This window comes from Nonomuraea sp. MG754425 (assembly GCF_021699195.1).
Classification (GTDB): Bacteria; Actinomycetota; Actinomycetes; order Streptosporangiales; family Streptosporangiaceae; genus Nonomuraea.
In genome coordinates, this window is record NZ_SSXE01000016.1 from 53,522 (window position 1) to 74,750 (window position 21,229).

Genomic DNA, 21,229 nt, shown 5'->3' on the forward strand with positions numbered 1-21,229 from the left:
TCGAATGCGTTTGCCACAATCGCGGCCGGCCGTCCTGGTCAGCCTGCCGCGCAACGAGACCGCTCTCGCACGGGAGGCGGCGCTCGCGGGAGCCGACGGGCTGAAGGTGCACACGAACGTGCGGCACCGGGCCTCGGGGACGGCCTTCGGATCCCTGGACGAGGAGCGTGAGCGACTACGCGACATCCTGGCGCTCGGCGTCCCGACGGGCCTCGTCGTCGGCGCGGCCGGGTCGGTGTCGCTCACCGAGATGGCCGCGGCGCGGGAGATGGGGTTCGACTACTTCGACGTCTACGCCGCCGACGCGCCCGCGGGCTACGTCGAGGCGTGCGGGCCGGTGACGCCCATGGTGGCGCTGGGCCCGGGTGACGGCCCGGCCCAGGCGCGGGCCCTGGCGCGGCGCGGGACCCGGGCGCTCGAACTGTCCACGCTCGAACCCGAGCGGTACGGCACGCCGCTGACGCTGGCGACCCTGGCGAGGCTGGAGGCGGTCGCGTCGGCGGTCGACGTCCCCGTCATCGTGCCGAGCCAGCACGCGCTCGTCCCCGACGACCTCGCCCTCCTGCGGGCGGCGGGCGCGGCGGCGGTGCTGCTGGGAGCCGTGGTGACGGGCGCCGACCCGGCCGGCTTCGGCGCCCGCATCGCGCCGTACGTCGCCGCCCTCCGGTAGCCGCTTGAGGGTCTCTCCGGTTCCGCACGGAAGACCCTCAGACAGTCACATGATCCAGTACGACCAGAAGCGCTGCAGGATGAGCCCGCCTACCGCGACGGTCCAGAGCACGAGCACGACCGTGTGGTAGCGGGCGAGGCGGAGCAGGACGCCGGAGCGTGGCAGGCGGCCCGCTTCGGCGTTGGCCAGGGTCACGTACCAGCAGACGACGACCGTGGCGACCCAGACCAGCATGCAGTACGGGCACAGCGCGCCGATCCGGTACAGCGACTGGAAGATCAGCCAGTGCACGAAGACGGCGCCCGCCACGACCCCGGCCTGCAGGCCGTACCAGAACCAGGCGTGGAAACGGGCGCCGGCCAGCAGCGCCGCGCCGACGGTCACCAGCACGGCGAAGGCCGCGAGCCCGATCAGCGGGTTGGGGAACCCGAACAGGGACGCCTGCTCCGTCTTCATGACCGAGCCGCAACTGATGATCGGATTGAGGTTGCAGGTGGGCAGGTAGCCGGCGTCGGCGGCCAGCCTGAGCCGTTCGACGGTGAGCAGGAAGGCCGCCAGGAGGCCGAGGCCGCCGCCCGTGACGAGGACGTACGGCAGCGACCGGGTGACGATGGAGGCGGGCGCGGTCGTCATGAGCGCAGGACCGCGTCGATCTTGGCCTTCAGGTTGTCGTAGCTGGGCTCGACGTCCAGCGGGCTGCCGTTGAAGAAGACCGTGGGAGTGCCCTGGACGCCGAGCGCCAGCCCGTCGCCCTGGTCCTTCCTGACCCGCTCGGCCGTCGCGGGCGCGTCGAGGTCGCGCTTGAAGGCCGCCATGTCGAGGCCGGCCCGCTCGGCCAGGTCGAGGAAGAACGCCTCCTTGGACTCGCTCGCCTCGCCCCACTGCGTCTGCGTCTCGAACAGCCTGGTGTACATCACCTCGAACTCGCCCTGCCGGGCGGCGGCCTCGGCGACGCGCGCGGCGAGGTCGGCGTTGCGGTGGCCCGGCATGGGGAAGTAGCGGACGACCAGGTTGATCCGCCCCGCGTACTCGGCGCGGATGCGCTCCATGTGCGGGAAGACCGCGCCGCACCCCTCGCACTCGAAGTCGAGGAACTCCACCAGCGTGACCTTGCCGTCGGCGGCGGTGGAGAGCCGATGGCTGTCCTCGCGCACGAGGAACTGCGCGGGGGCGGTTCGTGCCGTGGAGTCGGTGGCCGGCGTCTGCGCGCGACCGTCGCCGAACATCACGACCGCCGCCACGATCAGCGCCAGGATGAGGGCCACCACCGCGCCGATACCGAGGCTTATCTTGAGATTCGTCGTCATCTTTCCCTGCTCAGCCGGAAGGGGGTGGGGTCTCGGTGGCGCCGCGCGCCGTCAGCATGCGCCGCGGGGACAGGACCTCGGCGTCCCGCTCTGTCGCGGGACGTTCGGGAGCCTCACGCGGACGGCTCCCCGATCCCGCCGGTGCAGATGGCACCCGGCTCCGGCGTCTCCGGGCCGTTGATGTTGGCCCGCAGGTAGGCGACCAGGCGTGGGTCGTCGGCGCTGTCCAGCCTGAGCTGCCTGCCCCAGGAACTGAGCACGACCGGGGCGGCCAGGCCCTCGTACGGTGACAGGAGCACGAAGTCGCGCCCCCTGGCCTGGTCGAGCAGGACGTCCAGGTGCTCCTTCGGCAGCCCCGGCCGGTAGGCGATCCAGACCGCCCCGTGCTCCTGGCTGTGCACCGCGTTCTCGTTGCGGACCGGCTCGGCGTAGACGCCGCAGTTCTGCCACTCGGGCGCGTGGTCTCCGCCCACCGGCGGCGACTGCGGGTAGGAGACCGGGCTGGTGGTGTGGTTGCGTCGCGGCACGTCGATCCGCTGGACCGCGTCCAGCGAGGTGCGGGCACGGTCCTGGAGGACGAGCACGGTGGCCGCCGCGATCAGCCCGGCGCCGGTCAGCAAGGAGAGGCCGATCACGAGGAGGCGCCGGCGCGATTCGGCCCGCCGCTGTCGTTCCCGCAGCGCCGAGAGCCGCTCCTGCACCGTGCCGCGCGGCTGCTCATCCATCCGGCCACCTCCACCCCATCAACTTCTACGACCCGTAGAACTTCTACAGTATGTCGAATATGGAAGCCGTAAGTGGTTCGTCGTCAGGATGAGTGACGGTCAGACGACCAGGCACACCAGGGGAGCGATCAGCACGGCCAGCGGGCCGCTCAGCAGCAGGCCGGCCGTCGAACAGGCGGCCGCGGGCACCCATCGGGGCTGATCCCGCCCGGTGAGCAGCCGCTGCAGGCGCTCCGTGACGCCGGCGTCCGCCAGGGCGAAGGCGGTCGCCGGCCCCGGATCGGCCGGGCCGGCCGCCATCCGGACCAGGGCGCGCGCCAGCGGCAACTCGCCGTGCGCGCGGCAGGCGTGATCGTCGGCGATCATCTCCAGCAGCACGGAGACCGCCTGACGTACGGTCCGCGCGGCCGGCAGCCACGGGAACGCGTGCGCCAGCGCCACGAACGGCAGCAGCGCCAGATCGTGCCGGCCGCGCGCGTGCGCCCGCTCGTGCCGCAGGACGGCCGCCAACTCCTGCGGTCGCAGCAGGTCCAGCGTGCCCTGACTGAGCACGATGCGCCGATGCCTGCCCGGCACGCAATAGGCGACCGGCCCGGCCACCGGCAGCACGTACGCGTCGTGCGCCGGCGAGTGATCGGCCACCACGTCGACCAGCAGGCGCTGCCGCCGCCGTTCGCTGATCGTCTTCGCGGTGCTGCGCACGGTGTGGACCAGCAGCCAGGTCGTCAGGCCGGCCGACCACGCCAGCGCCAGCAGATGCGGCGGCCTGAGCCCGTCGAGGGCATGCCCGTTGACGATCTGGGCCGCCAGCGTGTGCATCCCGTGCGGGAAGACCGCGGCCAGCGGCGCGACCGCGGCCACCAGCCCGAGACCCACCGCGCCCAGCCCGGCCCCGAGCCCGATGGCCTGCCAGAGCACCAGCGCCGCACGCGGGCAGCGGTGCGTCCAGACCGCTCCGGCCAGCGCGCGGGCGGCGCGATCTCCCAGCGTCACCGGCAGCAGCGCCACTCCGGCGGCGATCAGCCAGACGATCACGGCTCGGTTCCGTCCCGTTCGCCGAGCGCCTCGCGCAGGGCGGTCGCCACCTCGGGTGACACCGTCCCGACGAACCGCTGGACGGCCGCCGCCACGTCGCCGGCCTCGTCGAGGGCGGCCCGCATGGCCTCGGCCACGAACGCGTCCTTGCCGGCGGTGGCCTTGTACAGGTGGGCCCGCCCGACCCGTTCGCGGGCGACCATGCCCTTGTTGGCCAGCCGCATCAGGACGGTCAGCACCGTGGTGACCGCGGGCCGGGAGGGCAGATCGGCCGCGAGGACGTGGGCGAACATCCCGTCCGGATGTTGCCACAAGGCTTCCATGACCGATCGCTCAAGGTTGCCGAGCTGCACAGTCGCCCTCCTCGTGCGGTTCTACCCGAAGGAGAAGGCTACCGGTGCCGGGGCGGCCCGCTTCCGAGCCGCCCCGGTCAGCGAGCTAGCGGACGCGGATGAAGACGGGGTTGGAGTAGAACCACAGGTCCTCCCACGGGCTCTCCTTGCCGTCGGCCTGCGGCTCCATCTCGTCCGTGCTGGTCCCGCGCACGCGCAGGTAGCTGTCCTGGCCCACCTCGCGCAGCGTGTGGCGGATCACCAGATCCTGGCCCTGGCGTCGCCAGTCGCCGGGGCCGAAGCGGGCCACGACCTTGGTGGTGGGGTTGCTGTCGGCGTCCAGGTTCGAGGTCACGCCGGTGACCTGGCCGACGATCAGGTCCACGCGCCGGACCTCGGGACGGTCGCCGTTGGCGTTCTCCCCGTCCAGCGGGCGGAAGCGGATCTCCACCTCGACGTCGGTGTGGTTGCGGCTGCTCACCACGAGCGTCTCGCTCACCGTGGCCTTACGGCCCTGGTTGCCGGCGGTGACGTCCAGGGCGGTGATCAGGTCGCCGGTGGCGACGAAGATCCGGCCGTTGCGCAGGGCGTCCATGATGTCGCCGTAGTCCTGCCGGGCCGCCACGTAGGTCTTGCTGTACTCGCCGGGCCAGAAGTCGGAGCCGCCGCGCGTCCAGTGCACGTGTGAGTCGGAGGTGGCGGTGATCCACCAGTGCCGTCCCTCGCCCAGCAGGGAGTCCCACAGGCCGCCGACGCGGGCGGTCATCTGGTCGAAGCCGCCGTAGGTGGGGTGGTTGCCGTACCCGCCGCGCGCGCCGCCGTTCAGCGGGCCCGCCTGGTGGCCGGGCGCGCCCTCGAAGCCGACGTACACGTCGGGGGCGGCGTTGTTGCCGTTGCGGAACTCGCGCGGGGTGTCCTGGCCCCACACGCCCAGCCCGGTCGCCGAGCGGGACGCGTGGTGGGCGATCACCAGGGGCTTCTGCCGCATGCCGCGGGCGGCCTTGAGGAACTCCACCATCTTGGCCTCGGTGTCGCGGCCCGGGTCGGCCGGAAAGGCGTCGTGCTTGGCGAAGCGGCTCTCCAGTTCGAACAGTTGCTGCGCCTCCCCGTCGTGGTGCGGGATCATCAACGTGTGGTGGTCCAGCGCCGGCGCGTCGAACTCCATCCCCCAGAACTGCAACACCTCGGGCACCAGCACCCGCGAGCGCAGCAGGTCGGGATACGCCTGCTCCAGGTTCACCTTCGAGTGCGTCGGGCCGCCGTGGTCGGTGCACATCGCCCAGGTCAGGCCGAAGTACTTCGCCATGATCGCGTTGGTGACGATCGGATAGACCGCGTCCGCGCCCTTGTGGAAGGTCGGCGGGCTGGTCTTGGTGTCGAACTCGCCGCTGTACTCCGAGTGGACGTGGTGATCGCCCGCGCGCCACATCCGGCCGTTGTTGCCGCCGTTGCCGAACGTGCGCGCGTCGTCGGCCTGCGCGGGAGCGCCGCCGGCGAAGGGGGCGGCCGCGGCCAGCGTCGCGCCGACGCCGGCGTACTTGACCAGGCGGCGTCGGGAAAGCCCGGAGGGCTCGGCCTCGGTAGGCTTCTTGTTCCTCACGATGATGCCTTTGCTGTCGATAAGGGTGACAGCCGACAAACCTCCAATACGGGCATGAACGTGACATGAACGGCCATCGGGGAGGGCGCGAACACTGAAACCCGATGTCCGTCGCACGACCGGAGGCGACCGTCGCCGAGCGCTCTGGCAAGATGGCGGCGTGCATGTCGGCCGTCCCGCCGTCCGCGCGCTGCGCGCCACGGCCTTCACCGCCATCTGCATCCTGGCCTCGGCCGTCCTGCACCTGCTGGTCGGCGGGACGGCCATCCGGCCGGACGCCCTGGCCGTCGCCGTGGCGGCGACCTGGGCCGGCGCCTACACGGTGGGCTACCGCCCCTGCGGCCGGCCGACGCTGCTGGTTCTGTGCGGCCTGTCCCAGTACGGCATGCACCGCCTGTTCGCCACGCAGGAGTACACCGCCTCCACCTTGACGCTCCCCGACGCCGCCGGGAGCCATGGGCACAGCACCGGATCGGGCATGCTGCTGATCCACGTCGCGGTGGCGCTGGGTTCGAGCTGGTGGCTGGCTCGCGGTGAGACCGCCCTGGCCGCGCTGCTGCACCTCGGCACCGTCGGCACGAGCGCGCTGCGGAACCTGCTGGCGTACGCGCTCGCGGCGCCGGCTCGCGTACCGGCCGGCCGGCCGCCCGCGCGTCTCCCCGCCTGGCCGGTGCGGGCGCGCCTGATCCCGGCACTCCTGGTCCGCTGCCTGTCCCGCCGGGGCCCACCCGCGTCGCTGCCCTGCGGCTGACCCGGAGCGCCCAGGGACACGCGAAGTCTCACCACGCCTGTGCTCGTTCCCGCGCGTGACCACGCCGCGCTGCCCTGAGCAGGCGTACGTCCCCATTCTTGGAGTGCACATTGACGGATCTGTTCACACTGATGCGCCGCACCGTCGCCGCGGTGTCCGGTGCCTGCCTGCTGTTGTCGCTGACGGCTCCCGCGGCGCTCGCCCATGATCGCCTGAAGTCGAGCTCTCCGGCCGACAAGGCCAGGGTCGAGCGCGTGGAGACGATCGAGCTCGAGTTCACCGCGCGGATGACCATGCCCACGATCGTGCTGGAGGGCCCTGACGGCAGGTCGGTGCCCGTCGGCAAGCCGCGTACGGAGGGGGTGAAGGTCACCGCCGGTCCGGAGGAGGAACTGGCGGCGGGCCGGTACCGGATGGCCTGGCGCGTGGTCTCCTCCGACGGGCACCCCATCGAGGGCGAGCTGAGCTTCACCGTCACCGCCCCGCCGGCTTCGGAGAGCCCCACCCCGAGCGCCACGGAGTCGTCGCCGGCGCCGCCCACGTCCACCCCGGCAGCCACCCCGGCGCCCGCCTCGCCTGCCGCGGCGCCGGCCGCCGGAGGAGGGGGTGGGGTGCCCGGCTGGCTGTGGATCGCCGTGGCCGTGCTCGTCCTCGGCGGGGTGGCGATCTTCTTCGGCGGCCGGCGCAGGAAGGAGCCGGGCGACGCCTGATCACGCTGTCGCCTTCGGCGTCCTGGGGCGGCGGTCACCGCTCGCCGCTCTGCCGCTGCGAGCTGGGCGGGCCGGGATAGCATCGCCGGATGGCGATGAACGATGACGGCCCCGGCGTGAGCGCCGGTCGATGAGACGCGGGCGGGGCGCGCGAGCGGTGCCGGAAGCCCCGCCGTGACCGCGCCAGGTGAGCCGGTGACCGGATGGCGGGGGTGGGCGTCGATCACGTCCGGCCGGCTGTATTACGGCGGACACATCGGGGCCGGCGGCATGCACGCCCACCACGCCGTGCAGCTCCTGGTCGGCGAGGGCCTGACGTTGCGCGGCGACGAGGGGCCGGCGTACGAGACGACGGCCGCGCTCGTCCCCGCCGACACCCGGCACGCGATCGTGCGCGGCACCGCCGACGGGCTGCTCGCGCTGATCGACCCGGCCCAGGCCGGTCGCCTGGCGCAGCGGCCGGCGGCCGGTTCGGCCGCCTCGTGGAGCATCGACGCCCGCCTTCCGCCCCGCCGCGACCTGCCCGGCCTGGTCGCCCTGGTCGACGAGGTCATCGGCACGACGCCACCGCGGCCGTCCCACCCCGCGCTCGTGCACGCGATGCGGATCATCGACGGGACCCTGCCCGAGCAGGTACGCCTCGCCGCGGTGGCCGACGCCGTGCACCTGTCGGAGAGCAGGCTCGCCCACCTGTTCCGGCAGCAGGCGGGGCTGCCGTTCCGGCCCTACGTGTTGTGGACGAGGTTGCGGGGCGCGCTGTCCGCGCTGTCGCACGGCGCGACTCTGACGGACGCGGCCCACGCGGCCGGGTTCGCCGACGCCGCCCACCTGACCCGCACGGTGCGCCGCATGATGGGCGACGCCCCCTCGGCGCTGGCCGCCGGGGTGCGCTGGCTGGAGGGATAGCAGGTTCGTTCAAGCCCGCCGGGCCGGAGGCAGGCCAGGCTGGACCGCATGATCATCGTGATCGGCGCCGGTCAGGCCGGACTCGCCGCCGGACGGGAGCTGCGCCTGGCCGGTCATGACGTCCTGCTCGTCGAGGCGCACGCACGTGTGGGGGAGTCCTGGCGGCGCCGCTGGGACTCGCTGCGCCTGTTCACCCCGGCCCGGTTCAGCTCGCTGCCGGGCCTGCCGCTGCCCGGCGACGGCGGCCGTCACCCCGGCAAGGACGAGGTCGCCGACTACCTGCGGGCCTACGCGGCGCACTTCGAGCTGCCCGTCCAGCTCGGCACGGCCGTGTCGCGGCTTCGCCGGGCGAAGGACGGGACCTTCGAGGTGGTCACCGATGGCGGCGTCCTGACCGCCGACGGCGTCGTGGTCGCCACCGGGCCGTTCCACCGGCCGCGTATTCCGGACCTGCCGCTCGCGCCGGAGATCGTCACCCTGCACAGCGCCGAGTACCGCAACCCGGACCGGCTCCCCGACGGGCCGGTGCTCGTGGTCGGCGGCGGCAACTCCGGCATGCAGATCGCCGCCGAACTGTCCGGGAGCCGGCCGGTGACCCTCGCTCTCGGCGGGCGGCAACCGGTGCTGCCCCAGCGCGTTCTGGGGCTCGACCTGTTCACCTGGCTGCGGATGCTCGGGATCGTGCGCGTGCCGGCCGGGAGCCGAGTCGGCCGCCTCGTACGCCGGCGCGACCCGCTGATCGGCATCGGCCCCGGAGCGCTGAGACGCCTGGGCGTACGCGTCGTCGATCGGGTCACCGCCGCCGGAGGCGACGGGTTACGCACGGCCGGCGGGCACACGGTGACCCCGTCCGTCGTGATCTGGGCGACCGGTTACCGTCCTGACTACGGCTGGCTGCGGGTCCCCGGAGCCCTGGCGGGCGGTGTGCCGCTGCACGCCGGCGGGATCGGCCCGGTGCCCGGTCTCACGTACGTCGGCCTGCCCTTCCAGCGCAGCCGCGGCTCCGCCCTGCTCGGCTGGGTGGGACACGACGCCGCCGTGGTGGCGCGGAGTTACCCGGGCCGCCGCACCTGAGCCGTCCCACCGGCTGCGCGTCGCCACGGCCGCCGGACCGGCCCCCCGTCCGCCATGAGGACGGGAAGCCGGTCCGCGGTGGCTCACTCCGCCTTGGACGCCTCCAGGACGGGCACTTTCGCGGCCCACCGGGCGGGCAGCGCCGAGGTCGCCAGGGTGGCCACCGCCGCGCCGGCCGCGAGGGCCAGGAACAGCCATCCGGGCGGGTCCGGGCGCAGGAAGGAGCTGCCGCTCGTCAGGTGCAGCATCCCCAGCGCGCCCATCGCGATCAGGAGGCCGAGGATCGTGCCGAGGACGACCACGGTGGCCGCCTCCCACCGGACGATCGCGCGGATCTGCCGCATGGTCGTGCCCACGGCGCCCAGCAGCCCGAACTCCTTGGTGCGTTCGCCGACGCTCATCGACACCGTGGTCGCCATCCCGAACAGCGCCAGCAGCAGCGCCATGCCGACGAACCAGTACGTGGCGCGCAGGGCGCGGGTGAGCGACTGCGACGCCGCGTCCACGTAGGCGGCACGGTCGAGGACGCGCACGCCGGGCACCTCGGCCACGGCGCCCGCCAGCGCCTGCGGCGAGCCGCCGCGCACGAGCACCGCCAGGGTGGCGGCGTTCGTGTCGAGCTGGTCCATCGTCGCCGCGGCCACCAGCGCCTCATCGGCGAACAGGTGGGTCGGGTCGTGGTAGGCGCCCGCCACGGTGAGGGTGACCCGTCCCTGCGAGCCCCGCGCGGTGATCTCCTGGCCGCGCCGGAGCCCCTGCGCCTTCATCACGGCCGACGACACCGCGATCTGCCCGGGGCCCAGCTCGGGCAGCCGGCCGCCCAGCTTCAGGACGTCCCGCAGCCCGGCCTGCTCGGCGCCGCTGACCCGGAGGCGGAACGCCCGGGGAGAGACCAGTTTGACCTCGGTCTGCGTCAGGGTGGTCGCCCGGGACACGCCCGGCACGCTCGTCACCTTCGCGGCGACCTCCCGGGACATCGGCGCGGGCGCGCCCTCGGCGGTCCTGGCGGTCGAGGCGATCGCGTGTTCGGCCGCCATCACCTGCCGTCCCGCCTCCTGGAAGCGGTCGTTCACCGACATCGTGACCAGCACCACGGAGGCGACCAGCGCGACCCCGAGCATCAGGGACGAGGCGGCCGAGGAGACCCGGCGCGGGCTGCGGGTGATGGTGGCGTGTGCCAGCCGGCCGGTCTCCCCGCTGATCAGCCGTCCGGCGCGGCCCACCAGCCCGCCCAGCGGCCCGACGAAGAACGGGGTGAGCACGGCCAGCCCGATCACCGCCAGCAGCGTCCCGAACAGGACCATCAGCGCGATGGCGTTGGTGCGGTCGGGGCCGGGCGGGTCGTTGACCCGGACCGCCACCCCGACCGCGAACCAGAAGCACGCGCCGACGAAGATCGCGGTCGCTCCCAGCAGCCGTGGCCAGCGGCGTTCGCGGGGTTCGGCGACGGAACTGCGCAGCGCCTGGACGGGCGAGACGCCCGCGGCGCGGTAGGCCGCCCGCCAGGCGGCGGCCTGGGTGACCAGGATCCCGGCGACGGCGGGGAGGGTCAGCGCGATCCAGCCGAACTGGGGGTCGGAGGCGGAGACGTCGAAGCCGTCCCGCGCGAAGAGCTGGATGATCACCTCGGCGACGGGGAAGCCCACGGCGACGCCGGCCACCGAGGCGATCGCGCCCAGCACCAGCGCCTCCAGCCGGATGAGCCGGCTGATCTGCCGTGGTGTGGCGCCGATCGCGCCGAGCAGCGCGAGCCGCCGGGTGCGCTGCCGGACGAGGGTGCCGAAGGTGTTGGCCACCACGAACAACCCGACGAAGATCGCCACGGAGGCGAGCATGCCGACGACTCCGGCGATCGAGGCACCCTCGCCGGAGGTGGCGGCGGACTGCGCCTGCCGTACGGACTCGGCGGTGCGCACCGTGACGCCGTCGCCCAGCGCGCCGGCGAGCTGCCCGCGGAGCTGGTCGGCGGACACGCCCGGAGCGGCCTTCAGCCAGACGCTCTGCCAGGTGCCCGCCGGCAACGTCGCGGCGCGCTGCACGGTCTCGGGCGGGGCGAGCACCAGGTCGCCGACGGCCACGGCGCTGCGGTCCTGGACGTTGACGATCCCGGCGATCCGCACCTGTCGGGTCTGGTGGGGCAGCGTCAGCGTCATGGTGTCGCCGACGCCCAGCCCGCCGGCGCGCGACATGTGCCGGACGATCGCCACCTCGCCGTCGGCGGCGGGGGCCCGGCCGGCCTCCAGCCGGTAGGGGTTGAGCTGCGGGTCGGCCACCCAGGGACGCAGCAGCGTGCGGCCCTCGGCCGCCGCCATGATCGCCTGCCCGTCGGCCCGGGAGGCGGTCACCCTCAGCGTGGCGTCCCCGGCGGAGGCGGCCACCCCGGGCAGGGAGGCGACGCGGTCGAGCGGGATCCGGCCGTCGGGCGGCGCGTACGGGTCGTCGGGGTCGACCGTCCCGCCCTGCACCAGCACGTCGGCGAGGTGGTACTCGCTGGCGCCGCTGCCGGACACCGCCTCCTGCGCCCGCATCGCGAACTGCAGCGAGCCGGCGATGAGCGCGATCGAGCCCAGTGCCGCCAGCAGCGTGGCGGTCAGCCGCACCCAGCCTTCGGCGAACGACCGGCGCGCGATGAGCCACAAAGGGTTCCCCATCGGCCTCAGCCCTCGATCTTGCGCATGCGGGTGTGCACGGCGTCGATGGTGGGCTCGGCCAGTTCGTCCACGATCGATCCGTCGGCCAGGAACAGCACCCGGTCGGAGTACGCGGCGGCGACCGGGTCGTGCGTCACCATGACCACCGTCTGCTGGTAGGAGTCGACGGCCGAACGCAGGAAGTCCAGCACCTCGGTGCCGGAGCGGGAGTCCAGGTTCCCGGTGGGCTCGTCGGCGAACAGCACCTCGGGCCGGGTCAGCAGCGCCCGTGCCACGGCCACCCGCTGCTGCTGGCCGCCGGACATCTCCGAGGGACGGTGCTTCAGCCGTGCGCGCAGCCCCAGGGCGTCCACGATCGTGTCGAACCACTCCTGCTCGGCGGCGCGGCCGGCCAGCCGCCCGGTGAGCAGGATGTTCTCCTCGGCGGTCAGCATCGGCAGGAGGTTGAACGACTGGAAGACGAAGCCCATCCGGTCGCGGCGCAACTCGGTGAGCCGGGTGCGTGACAGGGTGGTGGTGTCGACGTCGCCGACGGTGATGGTGCCGGACGTCACGGTGTCCAGGCCGGCCAGGCAGTGCAGGAAGGTCGACTTCCCCGACCCCGACGGGCCCATGATCGCGGTGAACTGGCCGCGGACGAAGGTGGCCGACACCCCGCGCAGCGCGCTCACCGCGCCGTCGCCGGAGCCGTAGGTCTTGATCACATCTGCCGCGACCATGACCTGGCCGGCGGCTCGCCCTTCTGGCGATTCCCTGGTCATGGCCGCCCTCCCGGACGGCGGGGGCGTAGGTACGGAGGCGTGGCGTCGTGGTGAACCGCGGTCCGGTGGTACGAGGCGGCCTCGCGCACGGGCGGCGGCACGGGCGCGACGACTGCCGCCGCCATGCCGGTCACCTTGTGCGTGCGCCGGCGGGTCAGCTCGGGCATAGGTGTCTCCTGGTCGATGACATTATTGGGCGCCCACTGAGATAATCTCACGTGAGACTGTACCAGGTGGTACTAGACTGGGCGCATGCACGACCTGCTCAATCGGCTCCTGTCAGGCGACGGCGGCCCCGCCGCCGACCACGTGGGGCTCGGAATGTTGCTGGCCGAAGTCCACAATCAGAGCCGGGTACGGCTGAACCAGGCGCTGCGCCCGCTCGGCCTCAACGTCCGCGGGCTCGCCCTGCTGCTCGCGCTGCCCGTCTACGGCCCGGTCAGCCAGAGCGACCTCATCGGCCACATGGGCATCGACAAGTCCACCATGGTCCGGCTCATCGACGAACTCGAGGAAGGCGGGCTGGTCTCCCGCGAGCGGGCGCCGCAGGACCGGCGCGCGTACTCGATCGTCCTGACGAGCCGTGGCGAGCAGACCCTGGCGCAGGCTCGGGAGGCCACCGAGCAGGTGGGTGACCACCTCTTCGGTTGGCTCGCCGAGCCCGACCGGCAGCACCTCGTCGAGTTGCTGCGCGGCCTGGCCGAGCGCACCGCCCCGCCCCGGGCCGGTGCCCTCGACCCACGCTGACCTGCCCTCCAGGCCCCTGCCAGTGACGCCACGTCATGTCTTGACCTGCGGGAACGTCACGGTGAGGTGGTGACGCGGTCCCACTGGCGGCAGCGCGCGGCGACGGCTGAGATCGAGGGTATGACCTCCGGAACCGTCATCGACGTCGAACGTCTGAACGTCACCTACGGCGACTTCCACGCCGTGCGCGACCTGTCCTTCCAGGTGCGGCGCGGCGAGCTCTACGCCCTGCTCGGCACGAACGGCGCGGGCAAGACCTCCACCCTGGAGACCGTCGAGGGGCACCGGCCGCCCAGCTCGGGCACGGTGCGGGTGTTCGGGCAGAGCCCGCGCGACCGTCGCGCCGTCCGCCCCAGGATGGGCATCATGCTGCAGGAGAGCGGCTTCTCGCCGGACCTGACGGTGCGGGAGTCCGTCCGGCTGATCGGGCGGCTCACCCGGCGCGCCGACAGCGTCGAGCGCGTGCTCGGCGTCGTGGACCTCACCCGCAAATCCGGCACCAGGGTGTCCCAGCTCTCCGGCGGCGAGAAACGCCGCCTCGACTTCGCCACCGCCGTCTACGGGACACCCGAACTGATCTTCCTGGACGAGCCCACCACCGGCCTGGACGTCCAGTCCAGGGACGATCTGTGGGACGCCGTGGACCGGCTGCGGGAGGACGGGTCCACCATCGTCCTGACCACGCACTACCTGGAGGAGGCCCAGCAGCGCGCCGACCGCGTCGGGCTCATGCACAAGGGCGCCTTCCACCGGGAGGGCACCGTCTCCGAGCTGACGCGGGCGCTGCCCGCCGCCATCCGCTTCACCCTGCCGGACCGGGCGCCGGCGCTCCCGTCGCGGGCCACCCGGGAGAGCGACGGGCGGCTCCTCGTCCAGACCTTCAACCTGCAGCAGGACCTGCACACGCTGCTCGGCTGGGCGCGCGAGCACGCGGTGGAGCTACGGGACCTCGAAGCCGGGCCGACCCGGCTCGACGACGTCTTCCGCGTCATCGCCAAGGACTAGCGCACTTCCCGACCTTCCCAGAAAGGACCTGTCTTCGTCATGTTCGCGATCGCTCTCAGCGAGCTGGTCCAGCTCTTCAGGAACCGGCTGGTGCTGGTCACGAGCTGCGTCATGCCCGTGGTGGTCAGCGCGTTCTTCATCCGCCAGCACGAGGTCTTCGCCACCCTGGGCAGCCTCGGGTACGTCGCGGCGGTGGTGATGTTCACCATCGGCGCGTTCGGCCTCTACGCCACCACGGTCACCACCCTGGCCGCGCGCCGGCAGAATCTCTTCCTCAAGCGGCTGCGCTCCACCGCGCTGGGCGACGGCGGCATCCTGTGCGGGCTGCTGCTGCCCGTCACCGCCCTCTCGCTCGTCCAGGTGGGCGTGATCATGACCGTGCTGGGCGTGGTCGCCGGCGCTCCGGAGAACGTCCTGCTCGTGGTGGTGGCCGCGCTCTCGATGGTGATCATGATGCTCGGTCTGGGGCTGGCCACGGCGGGGCTGACCAACTCCCCGGAGCACGCCCAGGTGACCACGCTGCCCATCAGCCTCGGCACCATCGCCGTGGTCACCTGGGTGGGGATCACCGGCACCGAGGAACTCGCCCTGCCCAAGCGGCTGCTGCCCGGCGGCGCCGCCACCGAACTGGTCCTCAACGCGTGGAACGGCGGCGTGCCGGTCGCGAGCTCCCTGGTCCTCCTGGCGCCCACGCTGGGCTGGGTGGTCGTCGCCGTCGCGCTGGCCGCGCGGATCTTCCGCTGGGAGCCGCGCCGATGACCGCGCCCCGGTCGGTCGTGCCGGTCCGGCTCCCGGCGGCGGGCGGCGGGCGGTGGTTCAGGACCAGGCGACCGGCAGCGAGCGCACGCCGAACACCAGCATCTCGTCGCGCAGCGGCACCTGCCCGGCCGGCACCGCCAGGCGCAGGTCCGGCAGGCGGGAGACCAGCTCGCCCAGCCCGATGCGCAGCTCGATCCGGGCCAGTTGCTGGCCCAGGCACTGGTGCACCCCGTGCCCGAAGGCCAGGTGCGCGGCGCGCGGGCGGTGCAGGTCGAGCGTGTCGGGATCGCTCCAGTGGCGTGGGTCCCGGTTGACCTCGGGCGTGGCGATCACGACGGTCGAGCCGGCCGGGAGGTCCACGCCGCCCAGCGTCACCGGCTCCTTGGCGACCCGGCTGACCCCGAGCTGGATGATCGACAGGTACCGCAGCAGTTCCTCCACCGCGTTGTCGATCAGGCCGGGGTCGGCGCGCAGCGCCGCGAGCTGCCCGGGGTGCTCCAGCAGCGCGAACATGCTCAGGCCCAGCATGTTCGCGGTGGTCTCGTGGCCCGCGTTGAGCAGGACGAGCGCGATGTCGACGAGTTGCGCGTCCGTCAGGGGCGGGTCGGCGTCGTGGATGAGCCCGGACAGCAGGTCGCCGGCCGGGTTCGCGCGCTTGGCCGCCACCAGCCGTCGCATGAACGCGTACAGCCCGGCGCGCGCCTCGGCCTGCTCCTGCGGGGTGGAGGTCGCGTTCAGCCCGACCGACGTGCGCTCCTGGAACTCGGCGCGGTCGGCGTAGTCCACGCCCAGCAGTTCGCAGATGACCAGCGACGGCAGCGGCAACGCGAACGCCGGCACCAGGTCGGCCCGCGTGCCGGCCGCCTTCATCGCCTCGATGTGCTCGATGGCGATCTCCGTCACCCGCGACTCCAGCTCGCGCATGCGCCGCACTGTGAACTGGCCCGTCAGCGAGCGGCGCAGCCGGGTGTGCTCCGGCGGGTCCATGAAGATGAAGATGCCGTCCTCGCGCTCCGCCGTCGCCGGGGCGGCCGGGCCGGGCGGCCTCGGTGACGTGGCGTCCTGGTGGCGTAGTTTGTCGGCGCTGAAGCGCGGGTCCGACAGCACCGTACGGGCCTCGTCGAACCCCGTCACCAGCCACGCCCGCGCGCCGTTGAGCAGTTCCAGCGGCCGGACCGCGCCCTCGCCCCGCAGGCCGGGCGGCGGATCGAACGGGCGGCGGCCCCGCTCGACCAGGTCCGCCGGCAGGATCCGGCGCATCCCCGTGGTGCTCACGTTCGGGGATTTCTCGGTCACGGTGTTGTCGGCCATGGGCACGTCCTGATTCTTGGAGGGGGCGTTAGGGTACGCGGGTGCATCTAATGGTGGACACCGTAGGTCGTCGCGATAAGATACGCAAGTGACTCGTAAGCAGCGCCGCGCGGCGGACGGCGGCTCCCGCCGGCGCGGCTCCGCGCTGGAGGACGCCCTGCTCGACGCCGCCTGGGACGTCCTGGTCGAGCACGGATACCACGGCTTCACCTACGAGGCGATCGCCGCCCGCGCCGATACCAGCCGTCCGGTGCTCTACCGGCGCTGGCCCCAGCGCGACGGCCTGCTGATGGCCACGCTCGCCCGGTTCTGGCAGCCGATCGCGATGCCCGACACCGGCAGCCTGCGCGGCGACGCGATCGCCTTCCTGCGCAACGCCGACGCCGACCGCGCGGGCATGATCACGCTGATGAGCGTGCAGCTCGCGGGCTACTTCCACGACACCGGCACCAGCCTCGGCGAACTGCGCGACGCCCTCCTGCCGCCGGGTCAGCCGTCCGCCTTCGAGATGATCGTCGCGCGCGCGGTCGAGCGTGGTGAGCTGCCCGCCGCGCCGCGCTCGTCCCGCGTCCTGAACCTGCCGCTCGACCTGCTGCGGCACGACATGCTGACGACGATGCGCGCGGTGCCGCACGAGTCGATCGACGAGATCGTGGACGAGGTGTGGCTGCCGCTGCTGGGGCTGCCCGCGCCGTGACGCCCCGTCAGGCTGCCGGAGTGCCGGACGGCCGCGCCGTCAGTCCGCCAGGTCCCAGCCGTGCACGATCCCGTCCCGGTCCGCGGTGAAAGCGACCGGCCGGCCGTCCAGCCGCGTCAGCACCACGCGCTCGGTGTCACCGGTGATGGGCGCGCCGACCTGCCGTCCGCTCGCGAGATCCCAGACGCGGACGGTCGCGTCCGCGGCACCGGTGACCGCGACGGCGCGGCCGTCGATCGTGGCGGCGTCCAGCGCGGAGACGGTGTCCTGGTGGCAGTCGAGGCTCCGGACGAGTGACGCGCCCCCGTCCTGCGGCGACCACAGGTGCAGCCGGCCGCTCCGGCCACCGGTCACCACGACCGGACGGCCCTCGACCTCGGTCACCGCGACCCCCCTGACCGGCCCGTCGGCGTCGTCGAACGAGGCGAGCCGCTCCCTGGAGCGCAGGTCCCAGAGGCTGACCCGGCCGTCGTAGCCGCCCGCCACGAGCACCGGACGACCGTCCAGGGTCCCGGTGGCGAGGTCGAGGATGCCCTCCTGGTGCTCGTCGGCCAACTCCACCGGCTCGCCCCCGGCCGGCTCCCACAGGGCGATCCCGCCGCCGGCGTCGCCCGACACGAAGCAGAGCCGCCCGTCGAGCCGCACGGCCGTCACCGACCAGATGGGGTAGTCCTCCTCGTCCACACCTCTGAGCACCGCGCCGGTCGCCAGATCCCAGGCGGCCATGGCGTGGTTCTCGCCGCCTCCGGCGACGACGACCCGCCCGTCCGACGGCCCCGCCGCCACCCACATGACGTCGGGAGGCCAGTCCGGATGATCCGCGAAGGGCGGCAGGAGCGGGTGCCGGGACCATGCGTCCCGGGCCGGATCCCAGGTCCACACGCCGCCATCGGAGTCGGGGCAGAGCACCAGCGGCCGGCCGTCCGCCCGCACCACGGCGAAGTCGGAGATCGGGTCCGCGGACGGTATCCGGCTGCTGTGGATCATCCGCAGACCCTAGTGAACCATCTGAAGGCCGACAACCGGCTCACCACCGGACGGGGACCCGCTCCAGCCCGCCGACGATCAGACCCTCGCGACGCCGCAGTCCGGCGGCGGGGACGGCCAGTTCCAGCGTGGGCAGCCGGTCGAGCAGGACCTTGAGCACGGTCTGCAACTCGGTGCGGGCCAGGGCCTGCCCGAGGCAGGAGTGCGGGCCCGCGCCGAAGGCCACGTGCGGGTTCGGCGAGCGTTCCAGCCGCATCAGCCCGGCCTGCTCGAACTGCCGCTCGTCACGGTTGGCCGCGGCCATGCTGCACACGACGGTGGTGCCGGCGGGCAGCGTCCGGCCGGCCACCTCGACCTCCTCGCTGAGGTAGCGGGGCATGCCGAAGCCGGGGTTGGCGTCGAAGCGCAGGGCCTCCTCCACCGCCGGACGGATCAGCGCGCGGTCGGCCAGCAGCGCCTCCCATCGCGTCCGGTCCGCCAGCACCATCGACACCATCTTGCCGATCATGTTCGCGGTGGTCTCGTGCCCGGCCACCAGCAGTCCCTTGGCCGTCATCGTCAGCAACTGCTCGGTGAGCCGCCCGTCCAGGCCCTCGACCATCGTGGCCAGCTCGCTCAGCAGGTCCTCGCCCGGCTCGGCCCGCTTGGCCTCCACGTGGGCCATCAGGTAGGCGTCGAACTCCGCCTGCGCGGTGTCGATCTCCTCCTGCGTGAACCTGGTCATGCTGAGCATGGTGTCCGACCAGTACGCGAACTTCTCCCGGTCGGACTCCGGCACCCCCAGCAGGTCGCAGATCGCCCACACCGGCAGCGGGAAGCCCACCGCGCCCACGAGGTCGGCGGGGCTGCCCGCGGCGACCATGCGCTCGACGAGGTGCTCGGCCATCGCCTCCAGCCTGGGCCGCATCGTCGTCACCCGCCTGGCGGTGAACGCCTTGCCCACGAGCTGCCGCCAGGCCCGGTGGTCGTCGCCCGTCATGGTGCTCGCGCCGGAGACGCCGCTGCCGAACACGCCGCCCGACTCGTTGGCCGTGACGCGCGCGGCGCCCTCGGCGTCGAGCTGACGGGTGAAACGCGGGTCGGACAACACCTGCTTGACGTCGTCGTAGCGGGTCAGCAGCAGCGCGGTGTCGCCGCTGGCCAGCCGGATCGGCGCCACCGGGCAGCCCTGGCGCAGTTCGGCCCACTCCTGCGGCGGTTCGAGCGCGGTGGGGTTGCGGAAGGGGTATTCGGGCGTTTCTGCGGTGGATTCGAGCATGGGGGCATTTAAGTCACCTTACTTATTTGAGTCAAGCGACCCAGGCGCTGACCCGCCGCCCCCGCGCGGCGAGCACGAGCAGGGCGCCCGAAGGCGTGGCTCCGCACGAGTGCGGCCACGCGGAAACGCCACGGCCCGGCACCGGCGGAAGGCGGTCAGGCACTCCGGCCCTGAACGGACAGCAGCCGCCACCCCGGTCCGCGCCGCTCGCGCAACCAGTCCAGCAGCACGCCCTCGCGCAACGCCCACGGGCAGACCCGCACCCGCGTCAGGCGCAGGGCGGCGAGCGTGGCCTCGGCGACGATGGCCCCGGCGAGGATCTGCCGGGCGCGGGCGGCGGAGACGCCGGGCAGCAGCGCGCGCTCGGCGGCGGTCCTGGTGGCCAGGAGCTCGATGGCCCCCGGCAGGTCGTCGAGCCGCAACTCCCGCGCGACGTGCGGCCCCGCCTTGGTCTTCGGCGCCCCGCACAGGCGGGCGAGCTGGTGGAACGTCCTGGACGTGGCGACGGCGGTGGCCTGATCGACGAGATGCCGGGCCGACAGCTCACCGGCGCTCTTGGCGAGCACGGACTCCACGTGCTCGCGCAGCCGCTCGCGGTGCTTGCGCTTGACGCGGTCCGGGTTCGGCAGCCAGTGGCGGGTCAGCCGCCCCGCGCCCAGGGGGAGGGACAGCGCCAGGTCGGGGTTCTCGCCGCCGCCGTAGGCCAGCTCCATGGACCCGCCGCCGATGTCGGCCAGCAGGACGGGACCGACGGACCAGCCGTACCAGTGCCGGGCGGCCAGGAACGTCAGCCGGGCCTCCCGCTCCGCGTCCATGTAGCCGACGAGGACGCCGGTGGCGGCCTGGATCTCCGCCAGGATCGAGTCGCGGTTGACGGCGTCCCGCACGGCGGCGGTGGCGTACGGGACCAGCTCGTGCACCCCGTGCCGCGCCGCGAAGTCGGCGGCCTCGCGCACGGCCGCGGTCAGCCGGTCGATCGCGCGCTGTTTGACGACCCCGTCGCTGCCGGTCGCCTCGCCCAGCCGCAGCGGGCGCTTCAGCGTGGCCACCGGTTGCGGTGGGTAACCGGCCGTGAGGTCGGCGATGCGCAGGTGGGCGTTGTGCGAGCCGATGTCGAGCACGCCTAATCGCATAGATGGGTGACTACCCGTATCTGCGACACGATCAACCTTCGTGATCGTGCCGCCCCGATCATGAGTGGTCAGTCCGTGCCGCTGCCGAGCTTCTCGGCGACCGCGCGGGCCGCCTCCAGCGCGCCCGCGATCAGCCTGCCCTCGGGGTCCTCGGTGACCCGGCGCTCGAACTTCACCTGGACGACCGCGTTGCTCACCCGGACGCCGACGTACGCCATGGTGGGTCCCCTGCTGCCGCCCTCCAGGAGGTAGCTGGTGACGTAGGAGTCGTCGCCGATGGCCGGCTCGGCCTTGGTGAAGCCCCCGGGGATGAGCGAGGACCGGTACCGCTGGGCGAGGAACTGCTCGTGCGCCTGCGCCGGCCCCCCGGAGAACACCTTCGCGTAGATCGTCAGCTTGAAGGACATGTTCTCGGGGAGCTGCGCCAGGTACCCGGAGGGGAGCATGGTGTCCCAGGTGCACTCCTCCTTGTAGATCTGGCTCTTCTTCGGGTAGATCACGAGCTTGGTCAGCAGTTCCTCGGTGACGAGGCCGCACGGGTCCACGTCGGCGGAGAACTTCGCCTCCCCGGTCGGGACGGGCTCGCTCGTCGAGGGCGACGCGCTCGGGAGCGTGCTCGGCTCGTGCGTGGCGCCGGTCGGATCGGGAGCAGGCGCGTCCGTCCGCGCGGCGACGGGCCGGGCCGGTGGCGCCGGTTCCTCCCGCGTCAGCAGGAAGGCGATCGTGAACACCATCAGCACGAGCACCGCCATGGCCCCGCCGAGCAGGGCGGGCGTCACCCGGACGCCGCCGGGGCGGGGAGTGCGGGGC

The 21,229-nt window shown here is 73.1% G+C and carries 23 protein-coding genes; 9 read left to right on the forward strand and 14 right to left on the reverse strand.

Going from position 1 to position 21,229, the window contains the following annotated elements; translation table 11 throughout:
• Positions 1-4 precede the first annotated feature (4 nt).
• Complete coding sequence (locus tag FAF44_RS07935) at positions 5-670, forward strand: hypothetical protein (RefSeq protein WP_237102384.1); 666 nt, start codon at positions 5-7, stop codon at positions 668-670.
• A gap of 45 nt (positions 671-715) precedes the next feature.
• On the opposite strand, the gene FAF44_RS07940 is transcribed toward FAF44_RS07935, so the two are convergent.
• From FAF44_RS07940 to FAF44_RS07965, 6 genes are all read right to left on the reverse strand, one after another.
• Positions 716-1,303, reverse strand: a complete 588-nt coding sequence (locus FAF44_RS07940) for a vitamin K epoxide reductase family protein (protein ID WP_237102385.1) — start codon at positions 1,301-1,303, stop codon at positions 716-718.
• On the reverse strand, positions 1,300-1,977 hold the full coding sequence (locus FAF44_RS07945; RefSeq protein ID WP_237102386.1) for a thioredoxin domain-containing protein: 678 nt from the start codon (positions 1,975-1,977) through the stop codon (positions 1,300-1,302). Before FAF44_RS07945 ends, FAF44_RS07940 begins: the two co-directional genes overlap by 4 nt.
• 113 nt (positions 1,978-2,090) lie before the next feature.
• The gene (locus FAF44_RS07950) at positions 2,091-2,702 is read right to left on the reverse strand and encodes a DUF3105 domain-containing protein (RefSeq protein ID WP_237102387.1); all 612 of its coding nucleotides are present in this window, start codon (positions 2,700-2,702) and stop codon (positions 2,091-2,093) included.
• A gap of 99 nt (positions 2,703-2,801) precedes the next feature.
• Entirely contained in the window at positions 2,802-3,737 is a 936-nt protein-coding gene (locus FAF44_RS07955) for a M56 family metallopeptidase (RefSeq protein ID WP_237102388.1), read from the reverse strand.
• A complete protein-coding gene (locus tag FAF44_RS07960; protein WP_308193301.1) occupies positions 3,734-4,090 on the reverse strand; it encodes a BlaI/MecI/CopY family transcriptional regulator in 357 nt (118 codons plus the stop codon). Before FAF44_RS07960 ends, FAF44_RS07955 begins: the two co-directional genes overlap by 4 nt.
• 85 nt (positions 4,091-4,175) lie before the next feature.
• The gene (locus tag FAF44_RS07965; protein WP_237102390.1) at positions 4,176-5,669 is read right to left on the reverse strand and encodes a phosphoesterase; all 1,494 of its coding nucleotides are present in this window, start codon (positions 5,667-5,669) and stop codon (positions 4,176-4,178) included.
• Positions 5,670-5,829: 160 nt separating this feature from the next.
• Here FAF44_RS07965 and FAF44_RS07970 point away from each other — a divergent pair, with 160 nt between their 5' ends.
• From FAF44_RS07970 to FAF44_RS07985, 4 genes are all read left to right on the forward strand, one after another.
• Complete coding sequence (locus FAF44_RS07970; RefSeq protein WP_237102391.1) at positions 5,830-6,420, forward strand: hypothetical protein; 591 nt, start codon at positions 5,830-5,832, stop codon at positions 6,418-6,420.
• Between the two features lie 110 nt (positions 6,421-6,530).
• Positions 6,531-7,130, forward strand: coding sequence for a copper resistance protein CopC (locus tag FAF44_RS07975; protein WP_237102392.1), 600 nt, complete (start codon positions 6,531-6,533; stop codon positions 7,128-7,130).
• Between the two features lie 195 nt (positions 7,131-7,325).
• Positions 7,326-8,036: an AraC family transcriptional regulator gene (locus FAF44_RS55715; RefSeq protein ID WP_237102393.1), complete on the forward strand. Its 711-nt coding sequence runs from the start codon at positions 7,326-7,328 to the stop codon at positions 8,034-8,036.
• 48 nt (positions 8,037-8,084) lie between these two features.
• On the forward strand, positions 8,085-9,110 hold the full coding sequence (locus FAF44_RS07985) for an NAD(P)/FAD-dependent oxidoreductase (protein WP_237102394.1): 1,026 nt from the start codon (positions 8,085-8,087) through the stop codon (positions 9,108-9,110).
• An 83-nt stretch (positions 9,111-9,193) separates the two neighbouring features.
• Here FAF44_RS07985 and FAF44_RS07990 read toward each other — a convergent pair whose 3' ends face one another.
• From FAF44_RS07990 to FAF44_RS08000, 3 genes are read right to left on the reverse strand one after another with little or no spacing between them, the layout of a single operon-like run.
• Positions 9,194-11,761: an FtsX-like permease family protein gene (locus FAF44_RS07990; protein ID WP_237102395.1), complete on the reverse strand. Its 2,568-nt coding sequence runs from the start codon at positions 11,759-11,761 to the stop codon at positions 9,194-9,196.
• A 5-nt stretch (positions 11,762-11,766) separates the two neighbouring features.
• Entirely contained in the window at positions 11,767-12,522 is a 756-nt protein-coding gene (locus FAF44_RS07995; RefSeq protein ID WP_237102396.1) for an ABC transporter ATP-binding protein, read from the reverse strand.
• On the reverse strand, positions 12,519-12,689 hold the full coding sequence (locus tag FAF44_RS08000; protein WP_237102397.1) for a hypothetical protein: 171 nt from the start codon (positions 12,687-12,689) through the stop codon (positions 12,519-12,521). The genes FAF44_RS07995 and FAF44_RS08000 overlap by 4 nt, the downstream gene beginning before the upstream one ends.
• An 85-nt stretch (positions 12,690-12,774) precedes the next feature.
• Between FAF44_RS08000 and FAF44_RS08005 the strand changes: the two genes are divergently transcribed.
• From FAF44_RS08005 to FAF44_RS08015, 3 genes are all read left to right on the forward strand, one after another.
• Positions 12,775-13,269, forward strand: a complete 495-nt coding sequence (locus FAF44_RS08005) for a MarR family winged helix-turn-helix transcriptional regulator (protein ID WP_237102398.1) — start codon at positions 12,775-12,777, stop codon at positions 13,267-13,269.
• A 120-nt stretch (positions 13,270-13,389) separates the two neighbouring features.
• Entirely contained in the window at positions 13,390-14,274 is an 885-nt protein-coding gene (locus tag FAF44_RS08010; RefSeq protein ID WP_237102399.1) for an ABC transporter ATP-binding protein, read from the forward strand.
• Between the two features lie 39 nt (positions 14,275-14,313).
• Positions 14,314-15,033: an ABC transporter permease gene (locus tag FAF44_RS08015; protein ID WP_237102400.1), complete on the forward strand. Its 720-nt coding sequence runs from the start codon at positions 14,314-14,316 to the stop codon at positions 15,031-15,033.
• A gap of 57 nt (positions 15,034-15,090) precedes the next feature.
• Here FAF44_RS08015 and FAF44_RS08020 read toward each other — a convergent pair whose 3' ends face one another.
• Complete coding sequence (locus FAF44_RS08020; RefSeq protein ID WP_237102401.1) at positions 15,091-16,344, reverse strand: cytochrome P450; 1,254 nt, start codon at positions 16,342-16,344, stop codon at positions 15,091-15,093.
• A gap of 88 nt (positions 16,345-16,432) precedes the next feature.
• On the opposite strand from FAF44_RS08020, the gene FAF44_RS08025 reads away from it, so the two are divergent.
• Positions 16,433-17,041 (forward strand): TetR/AcrR family transcriptional regulator, encoded by a 609-nt coding sequence (locus FAF44_RS08025; protein WP_237102402.1) that lies wholly within the window; start codon positions 16,433-16,435, stop codon positions 17,039-17,041.
• 39 nt (positions 17,042-17,080) lie between these two features.
• On the opposite strand, the gene FAF44_RS08030 is transcribed toward FAF44_RS08025, so the two are convergent.
• From FAF44_RS08030 to FAF44_RS08045, 4 genes are all read right to left on the reverse strand, one after another.
• Positions 17,081-18,028, reverse strand: coding sequence for a WD40 repeat domain-containing protein (locus tag FAF44_RS08030; RefSeq protein WP_237102403.1), 948 nt, complete (start codon positions 18,026-18,028; stop codon positions 17,081-17,083).
• Between the two features lie 40 nt (positions 18,029-18,068).
• The gene (locus FAF44_RS08035; RefSeq protein ID WP_237102404.1) at positions 18,069-19,286 is read right to left on the reverse strand and encodes a cytochrome P450; all 1,218 of its coding nucleotides are present in this window, start codon (positions 19,284-19,286) and stop codon (positions 18,069-18,071) included.
• Between the two features lie 155 nt (positions 19,287-19,441).
• Complete coding sequence (locus tag FAF44_RS08040) at positions 19,442-20,419, reverse strand: Ppx/GppA phosphatase family protein (RefSeq protein ID WP_237102405.1); 978 nt, start codon at positions 20,417-20,419, stop codon at positions 19,442-19,444.
• A 68-nt stretch (positions 20,420-20,487) separates the two neighbouring features.
• The coding region (locus tag FAF44_RS08045) for a hypothetical protein (RefSeq protein ID WP_237102406.1) at positions 20,488-21,229 on the reverse strand (742 nt) is incomplete at its 5' end.

What these genes read in the sequence shown, in the direction of transcription:
- FAF44_RS07935 (WP_237102384.1), top strand. Translation starts at nt 5, where the DNA reads ATGCGTTTGCCACAATCGCGGCCGGCCGTCCTGGTCAGCCTGCCGCGC.
- FAF44_RS07940 (WP_237102385.1), bottom strand. Translation starts at nt 1,303, where the DNA reads ATGACGACCGCGCCCGCCTCCATCGTCACCCGGTCGCTGCCGTACGTC.
- FAF44_RS07945 (WP_237102386.1), bottom strand. Translation starts at nt 1,977, where the DNA reads ATGACGACGAATCTCAAGATAAGCCTCGGTATCGGCGCGGTGGTGGCC.
- FAF44_RS07950 (WP_237102387.1), bottom strand. Translation starts at nt 2,702, where the DNA reads ATGGATGAGCAGCCGCGCGGCACGGTGCAGGAGCGGCTCTCGGCGCTG.
- FAF44_RS07985 (WP_237102394.1), top strand. Translation starts at nt 8,085, where the DNA reads ATGATCATCGTGATCGGCGCCGGTCAGGCCGGACTCGCCGCCGGACGG.
- FAF44_RS07990 (WP_237102395.1), bottom strand. Translation starts at nt 11,761, where the DNA reads ATGGGGAACCCTTTGTGGCTCATCGCGCGCCGGTCGTTCGCCGAAGGC.
- FAF44_RS07995 (WP_237102396.1), bottom strand. Translation starts at nt 12,522, where the DNA reads ATGACCAGGGAATCGCCAGAAGGGCGAGCCGCCGGCCAGGTCATGGTC.
- FAF44_RS08000 (WP_237102397.1), bottom strand. Translation starts at nt 12,689, where the DNA reads ATGCCCGAGCTGACCCGCCGGCGCACGCACAAGGTGACCGGCATGGCG.
- FAF44_RS08005 (WP_237102398.1), top strand. Translation starts at nt 12,775, where the DNA reads ATGCACGACCTGCTCAATCGGCTCCTGTCAGGCGACGGCGGCCCCGCC.
- FAF44_RS08010 (WP_237102399.1), top strand. Translation starts at nt 13,390, where the DNA reads ATGACCTCCGGAACCGTCATCGACGTCGAACGTCTGAACGTCACCTAC.
- FAF44_RS08015 (WP_237102400.1), top strand. Translation starts at nt 14,314, where the DNA reads ATGTTCGCGATCGCTCTCAGCGAGCTGGTCCAGCTCTTCAGGAACCGG.
- FAF44_RS08020 (WP_237102401.1), bottom strand. Translation starts at nt 16,344, where the DNA reads ATGGCCGACAACACCGTGACCGAGAAATCCCCGAACGTGAGCACCACG.
- FAF44_RS08030 (WP_237102403.1), bottom strand. Translation starts at nt 18,028, where the DNA reads ATGATCCACAGCAGCCGGATACCGTCCGCGGACCCGATCTCCGACTTC.
- FAF44_RS08035 (WP_237102404.1), bottom strand. Translation starts at nt 19,286, where the DNA reads ATGCTCGAATCCACCGCAGAAACGCCCGAATACCCCTTCCGCAACCCC.
- FAF44_RS08040 (WP_237102405.1), bottom strand. Translation starts at nt 20,419, where the DNA reads ATGCGATTAGGCGTGCTCGACATCGGCTCGCACAACGCCCACCTGCGC.